Source organism: Leyella lascolaii (assembly GCF_900079775.1).
Classification (GTDB): domain Bacteria; phylum Bacteroidota; class Bacteroidia; order Bacteroidales; family Bacteroidaceae; genus Prevotella; species Prevotella lascolaii.
Genome location: NZ_LT556036.1, coordinates 239,395 through 256,574 on the forward strand (window position 1 = coordinate 239,395; position 17,180 = coordinate 256,574).

Here is a 17,180-nt window from a genome sequence, read left to right on the forward strand (position 1 = left end):
CTTATTTTATTTATATGCTATAATATGTATTTCTTCCTTTTTACGGATTGTTCTGATGGATGAAAATCCGGCTTCATGCAACCGCTCTTCCAATTCTGCCGGAGTATAGACAACCATACCGTCTATCCGTTCCGTCCACATTTTTCCAAGTTCGGGGTCGCTCGCTTCTAGACTAATAAGGAAACAACCTCCTTCTCGGAGAACACGCGCCACTTCAGACAACGCTATGTTTACAGGCGACCAAAAATAGACCGTTTCAAAAGCCGTGATAGCATTAAAGAATCCATCCTCATAAGGTAATGAACAAACATTCCCTTGTTGTATGAAACATCTTTTATTCAAGTCTTTTTCGTTGTACTTTTGGGCGAATGAGACACTTTCTTCTGACAGGTCTATGCCGTAGATATTTCCTTTTGGACATAAATTCAATAAACGTTTCAAATTCGCACCACCGCCACAGCCTATATCAAGAACATTCCAATTCGGCTGCCATTCCACGTGCTTCATGCCACGATTAGCTAAAGATGCATGAAAACAATTCATTCCTCGCAAAATCATCCGTCCCCAAAATCCTTGCGGACAACTTGTGTTTTGCAAGACCTTGTTTAAGAAATTCTTCTTTCTCATATTGCTTTTAGTTTTTGTTCAATGTCCAATGGTATGCGCTCGTATAGGCATCCCACATATTTTTATATACACCCTCCGTCACGGACAGCTGTTCATGTTTTCCGCATTGCACAATGCGTCCTTCTTTCATGACGACAATCTGATGTGCGGAGATGATGGAAGAAAGGCGATGGGCAATCACAATGACCGTTTTGTCCTTTATCAGTGACTGCAAAGCCATCTGCATTTTATGCTCATTTTCAGGGTCAGCGAAGGCAGTGGCTTCGTCCAGCACCAGTATCGGAGCATTCTTCAATAAGGCGCGAGCCACACATATCCGTTGGGCTTCACCGCCGGACAGGAATACACCTTTATCGCCTATCCTTGTTTCGTAGCCTTGCGGCAAACGCTCTATGAAATCGTGGCATTGGGCAGCTTTCGCAGCGGCTATTACCTTTTCTTTTGTAGCATCTGGAGAACCTACGGCAATGTTCTCATATAATGTGTCGTAAAAAAGGAAAGTGTCTTGAAATACAAATGAAACCATGTCCATCAGTTTTGCCGCATCTATCTGACGAATGTCAATACCTCCTATACAAATTTCCCCTTGCTCCACATCCCAGAACCGGGGTATTAGGTTGGCAACCGTTGATTTTCCGCTTCCTGAAGGACCGACAAGGGCGGTTATCTTTCCTTGTGGAGCTTTGAAGCTGACATCACGCAAGGCTTCCGTTCGTGTTCCCTGTTCCGTGTTTTCGTAGAAGAATGACACATGGCGAAACTCTACATCGTAAGCGGCAGGCACTTGCGGATGTTCCGGCTCCAGCACAGGTTTCTTTTCAAGTATGCGGTCGATACGGTTTACACCTTCATCGATGTCGCGCGTATTACCTCCCAAGAATGTCAGTTTATAAACGGGGGAAGCCATACCCGGTCCCATGATAATGAAGAACAGCCATACTACCGCCAATGACAAGGATTGCGGACTGGCTTGCATCAGCAAGATGCCCATAGGAAGAATAAACGTTACCATCGAATTGAGCAAGACGGTAAAGGCAATCATCCCGTTCTGGTAGGTGTCACAGCATTTCAAGGCGAATGTCTTGTATGCCTGAATCTCGGCATTGAACTGACGGAACGAACGGACGCTTTGCCCGAATATCTTGACGACGGGCATTCCCCGTACATACTGCACGGCGGACGCGCTCATTTTTTCCTGCGCATCGTAATAGATGGCCATGAACTCCCTTGCCCTTTTTCCCATGAAATTGGAAAATTGCAGGAATAAGCTAAGTACCACAACGGCCAGGCACACGACTGTCAGCCACACATCCAGCGAGAAAAAGATGACCAGCATTACCACTACCGTTGCCATTACATTGACCAAATCTGGAATGGTATGGGCGATGAAGCCCTCTATTTTCTCGATATTCTGGTCCATTGTTTTCTTGATGGCTCCCGTAGAGGTATTGTTCAAATATCCCAAAGGTAGTTTGCCGATATGCTCGGACAGACGGACACGCAACCCATACAAGATACGGAATGCAGCCACATGTGAGGACATCAGGGCGGCATAGAGCAATATCAATCCGCCAACAAGCCCTCCAAATGCAATCCATCCCCAACGCATCATGTCCGTTCCGTCCAAAGCGGAAAGATTGGAGCCATTCGACAGCAACTCTTTCAAAATTTCATAAACTGCCCAATAAGGCACAAGCATACACACCGCGCTGCCAGCCGACAGCAGACCTGCTAATATAAGCAGACCTTTCCTTTGTCCCGCTATCTCGAACAGACGGGACAAACCTTTTTTCTTTTTTGACTTTTCCATTGTTATTACGCTATTTTGATGTGATTTTATATCCGAGCAATGAACTGAATTTGTAGCAGAGCCAAGGGATGCGCCCCAATATCTGCCCGAAGAAGAATCCCCAGCGTGAACGGAAGAACTTCATATAGTTAGCCTGTTCAATGAGCTTTAAAGACGGCTCCCATTGTTCCACCACATACCCGTTGCTTATGCCGGAACGGATTTGAGCCTCGTGTTTGCGGAGCGAATCGGGCTTCACACCATGTCGGCTCATTATCGTGCCGCACACGTCAAACCACAATTCACCTCCCCCGAAACGGTTTGCCACGTGATGCAGGAAGGATTTTACTTGCTTCTCGTAGAAGTACATCAGTACCCCCTCCACGATGAAGATAAATTCTGCTTCGGGGTGTTTCCGGCGCAGGTCATCCATCCAGTCGGTCTCCAACAAAGACGCTTCAATATAGACATTGTCCGGCTGTTCGGGTATCAATTCCCGGCGTAGAGCAATGACCTCAGGCAAATCTAAATCATAAAAGACTGCTTTCTGACTTCCGATACGCTGGAAACGGGTATCCAGTCCACATCCCACATTGACCACGACCGGATGCGAATGTGCTTTAATAAATCGGCGCACAGCGCAGTCAAAATACCATCCACGCACCACGCATCCCACTTCGCTCAACTTTGCCCCGTCGAACTGGGAATAATCGTATTCCAAACTGTCCGCCAGCCATTCCGCAGCCTTGTCATATAGAATGGGATTATTCCGGCGACTTTCTTTGGCTCTCATGTATAGCGGAATAAGCAATGTTTCCGCTACAATACTCTTAAACACGTATTTCTGTCTCATATTTTTGGAGTGTTTAATAGTGAACGATATTCAGAATTGTTCATAAAAAAAGGAGGAAACCTCCGTGAAGATTTCCTCCTTACCAACCGTTCTGATGCGGTTGAATGTTCGTATGTACGTTGTCTGTATCTCATATCTTGATAATAGCCCTCCAACCTTGGATTTCAAACAGGATATAATCGTGCAAAATAGCCTCCATCTCTTGCCGGGGTACGGAATGCATCAATAGCTCCTCGAACATCGTGAACATCCATACCGTATGCAAATGAATGATAAAATCGGACACAGCCGTATTGATTTCGGGATGTTTCCGCTGCATGGACGCGAACCACGCCTTAACCAATTCCGTGGAACGGTCGGTATAATTCTCACGGAAGCGTTCCAATGAAGAACCTTGCGCACGGAACAACAGTATTTCCATTAGCGAACGGTGTTTGTCTATAAGCGAAACATATTCATCAATGCAGGATTTCAGGTATTTTTCCGACCGCATAATCATAATATCTTCGCCCCGTATGCCGTGGTGTTCTTGCAGCATGGCTTCCAAAGCGCACAAAACAGGACGGACCACTTCATGGAATAATTCATCTTTGCTTGTGAAGTAGTTATAGATATTCCCGACACCAACCCCAGCTAACTCCGCTATTTCGCGCATTGAAGTTTTGGAATAGCCTTTCTTCTCGAATTGCTGCCTGGCAATCGTCAATATCCGACCCCGTATGTCCTCTTTCAGCACTTGCATTTATAATGAACAATGTTTCTGATTTTGTTTCTGCAAATGTACGGGGCTTAAATTTATCCGGCAATACCTAATTTTAGGGATTTTACAATATCCAATATATACTTTGGACTTTATTTTATGTAAGCATAAATAAGAAGTAGAATAGTGTAAAATATAAAAAAGGACATCATAATTTTCGTCCAAAAACTTGATAGTCAAATACCTTCATTCTTTTGAAGGTGTTTGGCTAACTTTTTACCATGTTCCTCCAAGAGTTTTTTCTCTGTCTTGATGTGATTGGCAGAACATTGGTTCATCTTAGCAAGTTCACTGTTATCAACCTTAGCACGGATGACGGTGTTTCGTTCCGCCTTGACAATGGCGTTGCTGATAACGTCCACAATGTTGTCGGCACTTTCCTTGGCTGCTTCCAGAGCCTTGAAGGCCGCCCGTTCCCGTTGGACGGTGTGCTTTAGGCTGCCGTGTATGCCGTGCAGTTCTTCTTTCAGGGCTTGGATTTCATTCAGCAGATTGCGAAGTCCAACTATTTGACAGTTGACTTCTTGAAGCAGTCCGTCAAGCTCCTGCATATCCTGTTTCAACTCCTCTTCGGGTGTATAATTGGCAAGCCGCTCACGCAGGGCGGCAGTATCGGGTTGTTTCATTATCGTAGCTGTTTTTAATTCGTTGTCATTTACGTTTTATTCCTGATTTCTTCTGTATGCCGAGCCTGTGTGAAGCCTCACGCGCACAACGGCGGGCAAATTCAATCTCGTCTTCCTCCGGGTCGTGCCCCCATTTGAGGTCGGACTGTGAGCCACCTCCACCGCCGCCTGATGTCACCTCGTAAGATGACGCTATAAGGGTGAAGTAGTCCATCGCCAAGTTCTGCAAGTCTTTCCTGTTGATCAGTTCCTGGTAATCGAACTCGTCGTTGAAATAGTCAAGCACCTTGCCGGGTAGATAGCGTTTGTAGGCCTTGCCGTTATGCTCAAACTCCGTGGGCAGACTGTTCGGCTTATAGTCCGTGTAGTCTTCGTAAACCGGGTTGCTCTGCCGTATAACGGGCTGTGACTTCTGTTTTGCGGTATTGGGTACGGTAGGTTTCGGGGTCGGTGTGGCGGTCGGTTTGGGTGTCGGGCTTGCTTGTTTGGTTTTCTGTTTATCCTGTTCGGGATGCAGATTCTCCCATGTCTGCTTGATGCGTGATGCGGTCAGGTTGCGCCCCTTTCCGAGTTCCGATGCCTTGAACCTTGTGTTGCCCTTGCAAAGCACATAGCCGCGTATCATGTCCTTTTTGTCCTTGCGCAGATGCAGTTCGTAGCCTTTGGCGGCAAGCTGCTTTTTATAACCGTCCCATGACCATTCGTCCAGTTCACGCAGGGCTTCCATGCAGTCGGCACTGACTTGAGGGATGTTCCGCTCGTGTATGTGCATGGCGGTAGTCCAACCCCTTTGGCGTGCGACCTTTTCAGCCGCCCGTTGTGCGCGGAGGTGGATGGCGTGGTCGTTGTTGATGTTCCCGTCCTCGTCCACCCGGCAGACGATGGCATGTAGGTGCGGTATGCCGCTCTTGGATTCCTCGTGCAGCCAGACGCTGGACTTGCTGCCCGATACGTTGGTGTGTGGGGAAACGACCTTGCCGTCCTTGTCACGTATCTCTTGGCTGTCGAAAGCCGCCGCAAAGTCATTCCACAGTTGCCGCCAGTCGTCCACCGTGAAATTTTCGGTATGCTCCATCGCCGGGCTAATCTCCATGCGGATGACATTGTTCTTGATGTTGGGGTGGTTCATGGTAGCGAACTTCATTTCCGTCCAGATACCCGTAGCGTCCATACCCTGCGGCATGAAGTTGTCGCAGATGCGCGTTATCTTTTCGGGATGCTTCTTGTTCCTCGATTCCCCCGACGCATAGAGCATCGCCCTTATGCCGTGGGCTACCGCCTTTGCGTTGGCTATCATGCGCCGTCCTCCTTAGCTTCTTGGTTTGTTGCCCCTGCCGGATAGCTGTTCGCCGTCTGCGTGGACTGCAGGAAGTCGGCGACATGGTTCGTGACATGGGCCACTTTCTCGTACCATTCAAGCATGGTCTCTTCGTGCCGGAAAAGGAGTAGCTTCTCGTTGTCGGTCAGTCCGTGCAGGGCGTTGGCGAAGTTCACCATGTCCGTGCGGCAGGCCGCAAGCTGACGCAAACCGTCCAGTTCCCTGTCGGAAAGCCTTTGCAGTGGCTTGTAGCCGAGTACCCTTGCCCGGATGAAATCACTGCGTGTCATGCCGCACCGGCTAGCGGTCTCTTTGATTTGCGAAAGCTCCTGTTCCGTGACCTTGGTGACAACCACCTTGTCGCGCCTTATAACGAGCTTCTTTTGCTCATGCTCCTGACTGGAGGTATCTTCGTATTCCATATATAACAGATGTCTTTGAAAAGTCGTGAAACGGTTTCTAAAAGAGGGATGATGCGAGCCTGCGAGTGGCAAGGACAACAGTCTGCCGGACTGTTGCGAGGGCGTCGGGGTATTACTGTCCGAAGACGGTAATACCTCGGCATACCTCGCAACTGAACGCTACCGCTCCATGTCAATCCATCCGTCCGCTTGCCACAGCCAAAACAGACTGGTGCCAGTGGAGTGCCGGATAATTGAACAAAGGGAAATGTTTTTTGCATCCTGTTTCTGTCAGCTTTTATTCTTCCCTTTATTTTCTGAATGAAGGGTTGTCGAATACAATCTTGTCCACCATCTCGTTCAGCCTGTCAGCAATCCTGTCGCCGTACAACTTGCGTATCTGCTGCGGTACGAGGTTGGTGGTTATGAACGAGAAGCCACGGTTCTCGTATCTTCTTGCAAGCAGGTCAGTCAGCGGCCTGTGCATGTTGCCGAACTCCTGCACCTCCACAGGCTCTATGCCCATGTCATCGATGCCGAGCATCTCCATATCACACAGCCGCAGGAACTCGGTATAGCTGTTCCGACACAGATGGGCAATATGAACGGCATTCACGATCGGCATACCATACACAGTCCTGTGGTAGTTGTCCGGTATCCTGATTACATTGAGCAGGTTCTGGAACGCCCTCATCACGGTGGTCTTGCCGTTGCCGCATAAGCCGCACAGCATCACCCCGCACCGTCTGCCGGAGGTAAGGCTCGCAGCAAGGTTCCTGACTTGTGAGTCTACCGCGTCAGGATAAAGAAATGTGCCTCCGAAACGGCTCACTTCGCCTGCGATGGCACATTTAAGCAGTTTCGCAGCCGTCTCTTCATCGAAAGGCAGTCTAAAACGCTCCTTCGTAGTCCTCGGCTGACACAGCCGTGACATCAGAGTCTCTATAAGTTGGGGATTTCCGTTTTGTTCCATATCGGGTTGTATTCAGACGTTTGATAATCCAATGGTAAAAATGGCTTCGGCAATCGCTCTCGTCCCGCTGCGCGTTTCCGCCGATTCTTTGCTCGTCAAAGAAGTCACGGATATTCCCGTGTAGCCTGTATCTGTCAATAATCCAGTTTTCTCTTTTCGCCAGCACTTCGATAATCTTGTCCTGCCAAACCGTATCGGCAAGCAGGAGTGACTCAAGCTCATCCAGTGATTTATGTCCATCTTCCCGCGCGTGTTGAGAGTTGATAATATCTTCGTCTTTATCTTTTATATTAGAATGGGGCAACTGTACGGTCAACTCATGGGTCAACTGTCGGGTAACCTGATGCGGCAACTGCCGGAACGGCTGTATGGTCAAGGAATATAGCGCAGGAGTGTGGATTCCTGTACCAACCTGACAATCTATCAGCCCACGTTCTTTGAGATGCTGCCGTGCCTTGCTGATATTCTGTTTGGTGGTCGAGAGCCGCACGCAGAGGATGGCTGTATGGCAGGCAAACGGCATGTTCCAGCGTAGGCGGTTTGCCTCATACAGGAGGTAATGATAAAGTGCTACCTCCGTAGGGTTGAAAGGGCTGCGCTCCGCTTCTGCCCAAAACCGGTTAATGTAGTCGTATATGCCCGCCATGACTTACCGCTTCGAACGGTTGATGATGTACTTCTGTGCCTGTTGGTCGAGTTCCGCATGCGATGCCACGCGTACATTCTTCATCCATGCCTCCAGTTCGGCTTTGTCAAAGAAGCACAGTTTGCCGTTGGGCTTGTAGTAAGGTATGACGCGTCGCATCATCAGCCTGTGAAGATAACTCACTTTGATTCCGATAAATTTCGCGACCTCGGCCGTCGAGATTAATTGGTTCGTCTGTTCCATATTTCTGTCGTTTTTGATGTGATTTCTTAGGCTGTGAAAGCCGTCGTTCCGATAAGGAAGACGGTGCAAAGTAAGCCATCGGAAATCACACGACAAAGGCTGTTAATCTGCTGTAAAACAGATGGAAAGCCAAGTGGAAAACTTTTAAAAGCACGGCTGTAAAACAACAGCAAACAGACGAAAACAGGGAATAGAAAAAACAGATGTTAAGCGAGATGAGTCGCCTGAAACGATAAAGCGGTTAAATTTTGATATTTCTCTCCCAACTACGATATGCATCGGTATTGCGGATATTATCGTCGGCTTCCGCCACTTTCTTAAAAATGGAAATTATAACATCCTCTTTGTCGGCTTTGGAACCTCTGCTGTTCTTTACATCCAACAACTGGCGCATATTGTTCAAATGCCAATAGTCGCCAAAAATTTTCCACTGGCGGCTGATGTTGCAGATTGCTGCTATGCTGTCCGCGATGAAAGCCATCAGTGTGGCATTGCATCCATCATGCGGACGGTATTCTGCATCAAGAAAGCCTTCGTGACGCAAGGCTTCCATAAATATCATAGTTCTGTCTCCTTTCAGGGCATCCGGGAAATCCGGTGGAAAGGAAAACCGACATGCTGTCTCTGGTTCTGTGGTCGATTGAGACTTGCCAGAGGAACCGCTGCCGGACGGTGAAGAAGCCTTTTTAGATTTGCGCTCCGACAATTGCTCGATTTTCTTGCGATACTCCATATAGACAGCCATCGGAACAATGAAGATAACGAGCGAGATTACCACGAACATGACGACGGTAATAGCATCCGTCTCAAGCCGTGCGACCGCTACCCGTCCGGCAAGGACAGATATGAGTAGCCACACTGCTCCCGGCAGCAGGATGTTCACATTGAAATCATCTGGCAATCTTCACATACTCTATATTATTATATCCGTTCAGGTATTGGCAAACTCCATGTCGATAAGGCTGATGGCATCTTCCTTTTTCTTGTTGATGATTTTGGCGTATATCTGGGTGGTCTTCACATCCGAATGGCCGAGTAGCTTGCATACGGTATAAAGGTCAGCACCGAGTGTCAGCAACATTGTGGCAAAGGTGTGGCGGGGAAAATGGAACAGAACCCACAAAGCAGCCGTTGGTAAACAAGTAACGATAAAACGTAACCCGTTTGAAATGAGCGGTTTTTCATTATTCTGCCAAATGTTGGAAACGCAACGGAGTGCGGAATATTGCACCATTTCAGTTACCAAGCCGTTAGCTGTCAGTTACCGAAGCAAGGACAGGTAACGCCCGGAAAATGAAATTGTTGTACGCCCGTGCCGATTGCGCTGATACGCACCGTTCTGCAAATCAATGGACGCTTACTCATAAGTTAATTTTGCAACAAAAACAGTAAGCGTATGAAAGTAGAAAAATTCAAGGTGCTGCTCTACCTGAAAAGGAGCGGAACGGACAAGTCGGGCAAAGCCCCGATAATGGGTCGTATCACAGTGAACCGTACGATGGCGCAGTTCGGATGCAAGCTGTCGTGCAGGCCGGATTTGTGGAACGCGCGAGAAAGCCGTCTGGACGGCAAGAGCCGTGAGGCGGTGGAAACCAACGCAAAACTGGACAAGCTGCTGCTTGCGGTCAATGCGGCGTTCGACATGCTGGTGGAGCGCGGACAGGACTTTGACGCCACGGCGGTCAAGGACTTGTTTCAGGGAAGCATGGACACGCAGATGACATTGCTGAGAATGACCGACCGCATCTGCGAGGACTTGAAGGCGCGTATCGGCATTGACCGCGCCAAAGGAACGTACCCCGGCTATTACTACATGAGAAAGACGCTGGGCGAGTTCATCCCGTGGCAGTTCAAGACGAAGGACATTGCTTTCGGACAGCTTACCGAACAGTTCATACATGATTACCAAAACTATGTAATGGACGTGAAAGGATATGCCGTGGACACGGTGCGCCACTATCTTGCCATCCTGAAAAAGGTATGCCGCATAGCCTACAAGGAAGGATATGCCGAAAAATGCCATTTCGCCAATTTCACCCTGCCGCAAAAGACAGAGCGGACACCGAGGGCGTTGAGCCGCGAGGACTTCGAGAAAATCCGTGATGTGGAGATACCCGCATGGCGCACCACACACATACTCGTCCGCGACCTTTTCCTGTTTGCCTGCTATACGGGAACCGCCTATGCGGATGTGGTGAGCGTCACCCGTGAGAACCTCTACACGGACGACGATGGGAGCCTCTGGCTGAAATATCGCCGCAAGAAGAACGAGCTTCGAGCAAGCGTGAAGTTGCTGCCCGAAGCACTCGCCCTAATAGAGAAATACCATGACGACAACCGCCCGACGCTGTTCCCGATAATATACCATCCAAACCTCCGCCGACACATGAAATCGCTCGCCGTTCTTGCAGGGGTGAGCAGTACCTTGTGCTATCATCAGGCACGTCACTCGTTCGCCTCGCTGATTACGCTGGAGGCCGGAGTGCCGATTGAAACCATCAGCCGGATGCTGGGCCATTCCGACATCCAGACCACGCAGGTCTATGCCCGTGTCACCCCGAAGAAGCTATTTGAGGACATGGACAAATACATCGAAGCGACCAAAGACTTGAAACTTGTTTTGTAACCAATTAAAATCAGCAATTTAAAAACAATACATCTATGCGCAGTACATTTTCCATATTACCGTATATCAACCGAAGCAAAGTGAAAGCTGACGGCACGACCGCCGTCCTGTGCCGCATCACCATAGACGGCAAGAGTTCCACGATGGCAACGGGCATCTATTGCAGGCCGGAGGACTGGAACAACAAGACGGGCGTAATCCGCACCGTCAGAGAGAACAACCGCTTGCAGGAGTTCCGCAAATCCGTTGAGCTTGCCTATGAGGACTCGTTGAAGAAACAGAACGTGGTGAGCGCCGAACTGCTGAAAAACACATTGGCGAAAAGAGCAGTTATCCCCACCAAGCTGTTACAGATGGGCGAAAGGGAACGTGAGCGGCTGCTTGCCCGTTCAAAGGAGATAAACTCCACGTCCACCTACCGCCATTCGGGATATTACCAGAAATACCTGAAAGACTACCTAACCTCATTAGGCAAGGAGGACATCGACTTCACCGACATCACGGAGGACTTCGGCAGTTCCTACAAGGCGTTCATGAAGCGCAACAAGAATTTCAGCGCACAGCAAATCAACAAGTGCCTCTGCTGGCTGAGCAAGCTGGTGTACCTTGCCGTGGACTATGAGATACTCCGTGCCAACCCGTTGGAGGACATGGAATACGAGAAGAAGCCCGCACCGAAGCACAGGCACATCAGCCGTGCCGAATTGAAAACCATCCTCGAAACACCCATGCTTGACCCCTTGCAGGAACTGGGCCGGAGGGCATTCCTGTTTTTGAGCTTCACAAATGTTGCACTGAATGAAATATGGCTGTAAATCAAGAAGTTGTCATCAATCAAAAAGAGGATAGGTAATGGTTTAGAAACCACCGAGGTTCACCATTCTGCTCAATTCCAATAATCAATCAACTGATGCAAAGGTAGCAAATAAAATCAAAACAGCTGTATAAAATGATGGATTTTTTGTCATTAAATGTATTCTGTTGACTTTACCTTGTGCAATCCACAATAGCTATTTTATTCAAAAAAGTATGATTACTAATGGCAGATAAAATAAAATGATTAAATTTGCAACTGATTTTATTTTAGGAAAAATGTACGCAAGCCGTAAGTATACATACATTGATTTGTTCGCAGGAACATCTGCTCTTTCAGAGGGGTTCTTACGATGTGGTTTTGTGCCGGTTGCCCATGTAGAAATGAATCCAGATGCTTGCTATACTATTAAAACACGATTAGCTTATCATTATCTTAAAGAAAATGGTGGGTATTTAAATTATACAAAGTATCTCAAACACGAAATAACCAGAAACGAACTCTACAAATTACTTCCTAAAGATTTAATCTCATCGGTAATCAATAAAGAAATTTCCGATGAAACGATAGAAACAATTTTTTCTTATATAGATTGTGTCTTAAAACGACAACGTAGGAAAAGAGTCGATTTTATTGTCGGAGGTCCTCCTTGTCAAGCATTTTCTATGCTAAATCGCCATAATGCAAGTATTGCAGACGACAAGCGTTGTTTATTATATTTGCAATATGGCAAGTTCTTGGCTAAATATAAACCGATGGGATTTGTATTTGAAAATGTATTGGGACTTTTGAGTTCAAAGAAAAATCATTTTGAGAATATAAAGAGTCATTTTAGGAAACTTGGATATAAAACTTATTTAGCTATTCTGAACGCATCAGATTATGGTGTAATGCAGAATCGAAAAAGGGTAATTATATTTGGTTGGAGAAAATCGTCTGATCGCGGATGTCCTATAATTCAAAAAGTTCAAAATGATTGGACGTGCAAAGATATATTCTCAGATCTTCCATCAATCTATGCTGGAGAAAGTTCGTCTGAATATCGTTCCGAACCGTCTGATTATCTTCGCAGATTTAATCTTCGTAATGATTCTGATATTCTTACACTACATACAGCACGCCCAATCAACCATATGGACATTAAGAAATACCGTATGGCAGTTAAAATGTGGTTGAATAATGGCGTTAGAATTAAAAACTCTGATTTCCCAGACGAAATCAGGACTATAAATAATACAACATCCTTTTTGGATAGATTCAAAGTAGTAGATTTAAATGGGAAATGTCATACTGTGGTTGCACATATTTCTAAAGACGGTCATTACTATATCTACCCTTCTACAAATACCATTAGATCTATTTCAGTACGTGAGGCTGCAAGAATACAATCATTTCCTGATGATTTTTTCTTTGAGGGTTCACGTTCATCCGTATTTAAACAAATTGGTAATGCTGTGCCTCCATTGATGGCTTATGCCATTGCCAAAGCAATTTTAAAATCATTATGTCCGAAAACAATATAATAAAAGCTCCATTTAAGCCAAGAGCCAGAATGCTACTGCAACTCGGTGATCAACTCATAAAAAATGAAAGTATTGCACTTGTTGAGCTAGTGAAAAATGCTTATGACGCAGATGCCTCTAAGGTGACCATCGTCATGTCTAATATTCATAATATAGAAACAGGTGAAATTATCATTAAAGATGATGGTTGGGGGATGGACTTGGATACAATACTCAATTGTTGGTTGGAACCGGGAAGTGATTCCAAATCTCAAATTGTGGCAAAAGGCAAACGTTCTCCCAAAGGAAGACTTCCAATTGGGGAAAAAGGAATCGGACGTTTTGGTGTCCACAAATTAGGTCATGAAATCGAATTAGTGACGAAAACGTCTACTGGTAAAGAATATGCTGTAAGAATAGATTGGAATCAATTTTTACAATCCAAATACCTAAATGATGTGCCTGTTGTCGTCATAGAACGAGATGTGCCCGAAAATTTTATAGACAGTAGTCATGGTACAATCATCAAAATAACGCATCTAAATAAATCTTGGACAAGAGGAGAAGTACGTGGAATAAAGAGAGCTATAAACTTATTAAGCAGTCCCTTTGAATCTGATGATAGTTTTGAGACTGTTTTAATTTGCAACGGCCATAATGATTGGGTAGAAGGGATGATAGATTGGAAAGATATTAAGAGATATGCAATCTATCATTTTAAAGCAACATTGGAGAACAATGGAATCACATCTTTTTATTATGATTTTACGCCTTGGGATACAATGCCTAAATTATCTTCCTACTCCATAGAATGGAATAATCATTTATCCGAAAATGAATCAAACATTAAAAAGAAACTTATAAATAATTTCAAGTATTTTATCAATAGTGATGGAGATTTTTCTCTCAATGAAAATGGGATTGAAATTGGGCCTGTAAAATTTGAGGGCTATATCTTTGACAGGGATGCTTTTGTCTTAAAATTAGGTCTTTCTGATAAACAAGGATTGAAAGAATATCTTGATACGAATGGAGGGGTAAGGGTATATCGTGACGGCCTTCGTGTTTACGATTATGGTGAAGTTGGGAATGATTGGCTAAACCTAGATATTCGTCGAGTAAATCAGCCTGGGAAAAAACTTAGTAATAACATTATTCTTGGAGCTATTTCTTTGGATAGGGCTTCAAGTAAAAGTCTTATTGAAAAAACAAACAGAGAAGGATTTGTTGAAAACAAAGCATATCATTTGTTTAAAGACGCTATACTTCATGTTATAAATATTGTCGAAACTTTAAGATTTGAAGACAAAAGTAGAATCCGTGCTATTTATGGTCCAACATCTAAATCTGAACCTGTGCTTCAAGTAATTGGAGATCTCAAAAAATTTGTCGATGACAAAATCAAAGAAACTCCGATAAAGACTCGCATTAATAAGTACCTTTTGAAAATAGAGGAAGATTACAAATTAGTATGCGACAATTTGTTGAAGGCCGCAGGTGCCGGACTTAACATGAGCGTCATCGTACACGAAGTTGAGAAAATTATAGCCGAAGTTTCACTTGTCCTAAAATCAGAGAAAGCATCAGCTCGCGCTATCAATCTTGTTGAACATTTATCATCTCTGATAGATGGCTATGCTGATATTATTAGAAAATCAGATCGAAAAACAGAAAACATAGTCCATGTAATAGATAATGCTCTTTTCAATACAGAATATCGTTTGAAAGCTCATGACATTGAAGTTGAACGTCAATATAAAAATTTCTCAGGAACAAAAAAGGTGAAGATTTCTAGAAGTCTTTTTGTTGGGGCAATAATGAATATTATTGATAATTCAATATATTGGTTAGAACAATCTAAGTGTGAACACAAGAAATTCTATGTAGGCATTACAGAAGATGATAAATTTTTAAATATTATCTTTGCAGACAATGGTGTTGGTTTTCTTTTGCCGACGGACACTGTAACAGAACCATTTGTTTCAGCAAAGCCAGATGGAATCGGATTAGGACTTCACATCGCAAATGAAATTCTTGTTGCTCAAAAAGGAACATTGAAATTTCCAGAATTTGATGATGTTTCAATTCCTTTAGATTATAAAAATGGTGCTATTATTGTTTTCTGCCTAAAAAAATAGAATAATGAACATATTACCAATAAACGGAAGAATAGTAATTATAGATAATAGTATTGAACAAGCTCTGCCATTAATGAAAGAGTTTGGAAAATCACGTTTGTCATATTCATATTACGATGGTACACCTGAAAATCTTCCTCAAGAGGGTTCAAATATTGATGTTCGTATCGTTTTCTTGGATATTAATCTGATTGACGATTCTGTCCATCCTATACAGCAATTATATTCAATGGTGTATGCTGTAATGAATAGGTTAATCGGTCAGAGAAATTTCCCGTATATGCTTATATGCTGGAGTAGAAATACTGATGAATATAATCAAATTATCGAACGGCTTAATCATGATTTAGAAAATCGAAAACCCATATGTTCGATTCCTTTACAGAAATCAGACTATTTTACATTGGAAGGAAAACCGACAGAGGAATTTGAAGAAAGAATAGAAAAATTGTTTGAACGGATTTCAAACGCATTAAAGCCCCATACATCATTTTGTAATTTATTGCTTTGGGAGAATCATATTCATAGTGCGATTAATCATGCTCTTGAAGATGGCCTTTCTTGTATTAATGATAAAGATTGGGATGAAACGGCGAACTGGATCTTCACAAAATGGGGGAAAGCTTATTCTGGTAAAAACTTTGAAAATTTATCTGACCCTGATAAATTAAGAGCAGCATTCCATACATTGAATCTATTTTTACATGAAACAATAGAAGAAGAAGTAAGTTCCGATACTGACGAAGATTTAAGTTTTACTTCAGATTTTGAAAATAGAGATATCAAAACTTCGCATTTTAATGAGCGATTAATCTTTACCTTTTGTCAAACTCATCCCAAAGAACCTGGAAGAATAGTGATAACATCTGAAAAATATTCTGATTTTAAGGATATTTTATGCTTTTGCTTTACTCCGAATACAGATTTTATTCCGGAATTAGATAAAAAAGAAATTGAAAGTAGTAAGAATCCTACCAAATCTTTAGATAAATACTATTCAACTATAAGAAAAAATATAAGAAAAGATTGGGATATTTTCAAACTGGTAATAAATGCCCCCTGCGATTATGCGCAAAAGAAAGTAAAAATGAGTAAAGCTATTCCTGGAATATTTGTCAAATCAGAATTCCGAAAATGGTTTGACAGTTCTAGCGATGCACTTTTTATATCTCCAAGCTTCTACTATAGACTAAAGGAAGCCGATTATTTCTTCATTTTGGATTTTAGATATTTAACCTCTGAGAAAGAGGATGTAGGCAATAGTAATATCAAACTAAAGCAGGTTGTTTTGGCAGAAATTCTTTCTAAATTATCAAGACACATAAACCGTCAAGGATTACTAACAATTGAATAAATTATGGCAGATGTGATGACACATGAACAGCGGAGCCGTTGCATGGCGGCTATTAAGAGTAAGGGCACTAAACCGGAAATGGAGGTAAGGCGTTTTTTGTTCTCGAAAGGGTTGCGCTATCGTGTCAACAATCACAAATTACCAGGATCGCCGGACATTGTACTGAAAAAATATAGAACTGTTATTTTTATTGACGGGTGCTTCTGGCATGGGCATAAAGGATGCAAGTATTATCGATTACCGAAAACCAATATTGATTTTTGGCGACATAAGATAGTTATGAACATTGCCCGTGATTACGCTAACAACGTGGATTTGCAACTGGCAGGTTGGCGTTTAATTCGTATTTGGGAATGTGAGATTAAAACAATGGTTAAGAGAAATATTACATTGGAAGCATTATATCTTGATATTGTCAGTACAACGACTGAATATAATCAACAAAACGCTAATACCAATATAGCAGCAGAACCAAATGCATCTTATGATAATCAAATTCAAGTTTAATGT

At 44.0% G+C, this 17,180-nt stretch carries 16 protein-coding genes and 2 pseudogenes; 6 read left to right on the forward strand and 12 right to left on the reverse strand.

From position 1 onward, the window contains the following. Window positions 1–6: 6 nt before the first annotated feature. The 12 genes and pseudogenes from BN4609_RS04145 to BN4609_RS16890 form a co-directional block, all read right to left on the reverse strand. On the reverse strand, window positions 7–627 hold the full coding sequence (locus BN4609_RS04145) for a class I SAM-dependent methyltransferase (protein WP_021846492.1): 621 nt from the start codon (window positions 625–627) through the stop codon (window positions 7–9). A 7-nt stretch (window positions 628–634) separates the two neighbouring features. Further along, window positions 635–2,437, reverse strand: a complete 1,803-nt coding sequence (locus BN4609_RS04150) for an ABC transporter ATP-binding protein (protein WP_068855398.1) — start codon at window positions 2,435–2,437, stop codon at window positions 635–637. A 10-nt stretch (window positions 2,438–2,447) separates the two neighbouring features. Then, complete coding sequence (locus BN4609_RS04155) at window positions 2,448–3,269, reverse strand: class I SAM-dependent methyltransferase (RefSeq protein ID WP_068855399.1); 822 nt, start codon at window positions 3,267–3,269, stop codon at window positions 2,448–2,450. A 130-nt stretch (window positions 3,270–3,399) separates the two neighbouring features. Continuing rightward, a complete protein-coding gene (locus BN4609_RS04160) occupies window positions 3,400–4,011 on the reverse strand; it encodes a TetR/AcrR family transcriptional regulator (RefSeq protein WP_068855400.1) in 612 nt (203 codons plus the stop codon). Window positions 4,012–4,205: 194 nt separating this feature from the next. Then, window positions 4,206–4,655, reverse strand: coding sequence for a hypothetical protein (locus BN4609_RS04165; RefSeq protein ID WP_241033185.1), 450 nt, complete (start codon window positions 4,653–4,655; stop codon window positions 4,206–4,208). A gap of 25 nt (window positions 4,656–4,680) precedes the next feature. Further along, window positions 4,681–5,952 (reverse strand): relaxase, encoded by a 1,272-nt coding sequence (locus BN4609_RS04170; protein ID WP_068855401.1) that lies wholly within the window; start codon window positions 5,950–5,952, stop codon window positions 4,681–4,683. After that, window positions 5,949–6,395, reverse strand: a complete 447-nt coding sequence (locus BN4609_RS04175) for a plasmid mobilization protein (protein ID WP_206196536.1) — start codon at window positions 6,393–6,395, stop codon at window positions 5,949–5,951. Before BN4609_RS04175 ends, BN4609_RS04170 begins: the two co-directional genes overlap by 4 nt. Before the next feature lie 289 nt (window positions 6,396–6,684). Then, complete coding sequence (locus tag BN4609_RS04180) at window positions 6,685–7,347, reverse strand: P-loop NTPase family protein (protein ID WP_083380898.1); 663 nt, start codon at window positions 7,345–7,347, stop codon at window positions 6,685–6,687. Beyond that, on the reverse strand, window positions 7,265–7,993 hold the full coding sequence (locus BN4609_RS04185; RefSeq protein WP_068855403.1) for a hypothetical protein: 729 nt from the start codon (window positions 7,991–7,993) through the stop codon (window positions 7,265–7,267). Before BN4609_RS04185 ends, BN4609_RS04180 begins: the two co-directional genes overlap by 83 nt. A 3-nt stretch (window positions 7,994–7,996) precedes the next feature. Next, window positions 7,997–8,236 (reverse strand): helix-turn-helix transcriptional regulator, encoded by a 240-nt coding sequence (locus BN4609_RS04190; protein ID WP_068855404.1) that lies wholly within the window; start codon window positions 8,234–8,236, stop codon window positions 7,997–7,999. A gap of 241 nt (window positions 8,237–8,477) precedes the next feature. After that, window positions 8,478–9,119 (reverse strand): hypothetical protein, encoded by a 642-nt coding sequence (locus BN4609_RS04195; protein WP_164071569.1) that lies wholly within the window; start codon window positions 9,117–9,119, stop codon window positions 8,478–8,480. 48 nt (window positions 9,120–9,167) lie between these two features. Then, window positions 9,168–9,347 (reverse strand): annotated as a pseudogene (locus tag BN4609_RS16890) (tyrosine-type recombinase/integrase); the annotation flags it as partial. A gap of 285 nt (window positions 9,348–9,632) precedes the next feature. On the opposite strand from BN4609_RS16890, the gene BN4609_RS04205 reads away from it, so the two are divergent. The 6 genes and pseudogenes from BN4609_RS04205 to BN4609_RS04230 all read left to right on the forward strand — a co-directional run bounded on the left by BN4609_RS04205 (window position 9,633) and on the right by BN4609_RS04230 (window position 17,177). Then, window positions 9,633–10,862, forward strand: coding sequence for a site-specific integrase (locus BN4609_RS04205; protein WP_068855407.1), 1,230 nt, complete (start codon window positions 9,633–9,635; stop codon window positions 10,860–10,862). Between the two features lie 35 nt (window positions 10,863–10,897). Beyond that, window positions 10,898–11,674, forward strand: a pseudogene (locus BN4609_RS04210) (phage integrase SAM-like domain-containing protein); the annotation flags it as partial. A gap of 244 nt (window positions 11,675–11,918) precedes the next feature. Further along, on the forward strand, window positions 11,919–13,199 hold the full coding sequence (locus tag BN4609_RS04215; RefSeq protein WP_241033187.1) for a DNA cytosine methyltransferase: 1,281 nt from the start codon (window positions 11,919–11,921) through the stop codon (window positions 13,197–13,199). Beyond that, window positions 13,181–15,316, forward strand: a complete 2,136-nt coding sequence (locus BN4609_RS04220) for an ATP-binding protein (protein ID WP_068855408.1) — start codon at window positions 13,181–13,183, stop codon at window positions 15,314–15,316. The genes BN4609_RS04215 and BN4609_RS04220 overlap by 19 nt, the downstream gene beginning before the upstream one ends. 4 nt (window positions 15,317–15,320) lie before the next feature. Continuing rightward, window positions 15,321–16,670, forward strand: a complete 1,350-nt coding sequence (locus tag BN4609_RS04225; protein ID WP_068855409.1) for a hypothetical protein — start codon at window positions 15,321–15,323, stop codon at window positions 16,668–16,670. A 3-nt stretch (window positions 16,671–16,673) separates the two neighbouring features. Next, on the forward strand, window positions 16,674–17,177 hold the full coding sequence (locus BN4609_RS04230) for a very short patch repair endonuclease (RefSeq protein WP_084791353.1): 504 nt from the start codon (window positions 16,674–16,676) through the stop codon (window positions 17,175–17,177). The last annotated feature ends 3 nt before the right edge of the window (window positions 17,178–17,180 follow it).

What these genes read in the sequence shown, in the direction of transcription:
- BN4609_RS04145 (WP_021846492.1), bottom strand. Translation starts at nt 627, where the DNA reads ATGAGAAAGAAGAATTTCTTAAACAAGGTCTTGCAAAACACAAGTTGT.
- BN4609_RS04150 (WP_068855398.1), bottom strand. Translation starts at nt 2,437, where the DNA reads ATGGAAAAGTCAAAAAAGAAAAAAGGTTTGTCCCGTCTGTTCGAGATA.
- BN4609_RS04155 (WP_068855399.1), bottom strand. Translation starts at nt 3,269, where the DNA reads ATGAGACAGAAATACGTGTTTAAGAGTATTGTAGCGGAAACATTGCTT.
- BN4609_RS04160 (WP_068855400.1), bottom strand. Translation starts at nt 4,011, where the DNA reads ATGCAAGTGCTGAAAGAGGACATACGGGGTCGGATATTGACGATTGCC.
- BN4609_RS04165 (WP_241033185.1), bottom strand. Translation starts at nt 4,655, where the DNA reads ATGAAACAACCCGATACTGCCGCCCTGCGTGAGCGGCTTGCCAATTAT.
- BN4609_RS04170 (WP_068855401.1), bottom strand. Translation starts at nt 5,952, where the DNA reads ATGATAGCCAACGCAAAGGCGGTAGCCCACGGCATAAGGGCGATGCTC.
- BN4609_RS04175 (WP_206196536.1), bottom strand. Translation starts at nt 6,395, where the DNA reads ATGGAATACGAAGATACCTCCAGTCAGGAGCATGAGCAAAAGAAGCTC.
- BN4609_RS04180 (WP_083380898.1), bottom strand. Translation starts at nt 7,347, where the DNA reads ATGGAACAAAACGGAAATCCCCAACTTATAGAGACTCTGATGTCACGG.
- BN4609_RS04185 (WP_068855403.1), bottom strand. Translation starts at nt 7,993, where the DNA reads ATGGCGGGCATATACGACTACATTAACCGGTTTTGGGCAGAAGCGGAG.
- BN4609_RS04190 (WP_068855404.1), bottom strand. Translation starts at nt 8,236, where the DNA reads ATGGAACAGACGAACCAATTAATCTCGACGGCCGAGGTCGCGAAATTT.
- BN4609_RS04205 (WP_068855407.1), top strand. Translation starts at nt 9,633, where the DNA reads ATGAAAGTAGAAAAATTCAAGGTGCTGCTCTACCTGAAAAGGAGCGGA.
- BN4609_RS04215 (WP_241033187.1), top strand. Translation starts at nt 11,919, where the DNA reads ATGATTAAATTTGCAACTGATTTTATTTTAGGAAAAATGTACGCAAGC.
- BN4609_RS04220 (WP_068855408.1), top strand. Translation starts at nt 13,181, where the DNA reads ATGTCCGAAAACAATATAATAAAAGCTCCATTTAAGCCAAGAGCCAGA.
- BN4609_RS04225 (WP_068855409.1), top strand. Translation starts at nt 15,321, where the DNA reads ATGAACATATTACCAATAAACGGAAGAATAGTAATTATAGATAATAGT.
- BN4609_RS04230 (WP_084791353.1), top strand. Translation starts at nt 16,674, where the DNA reads ATGGCAGATGTGATGACACATGAACAGCGGAGCCGTTGCATGGCGGCT.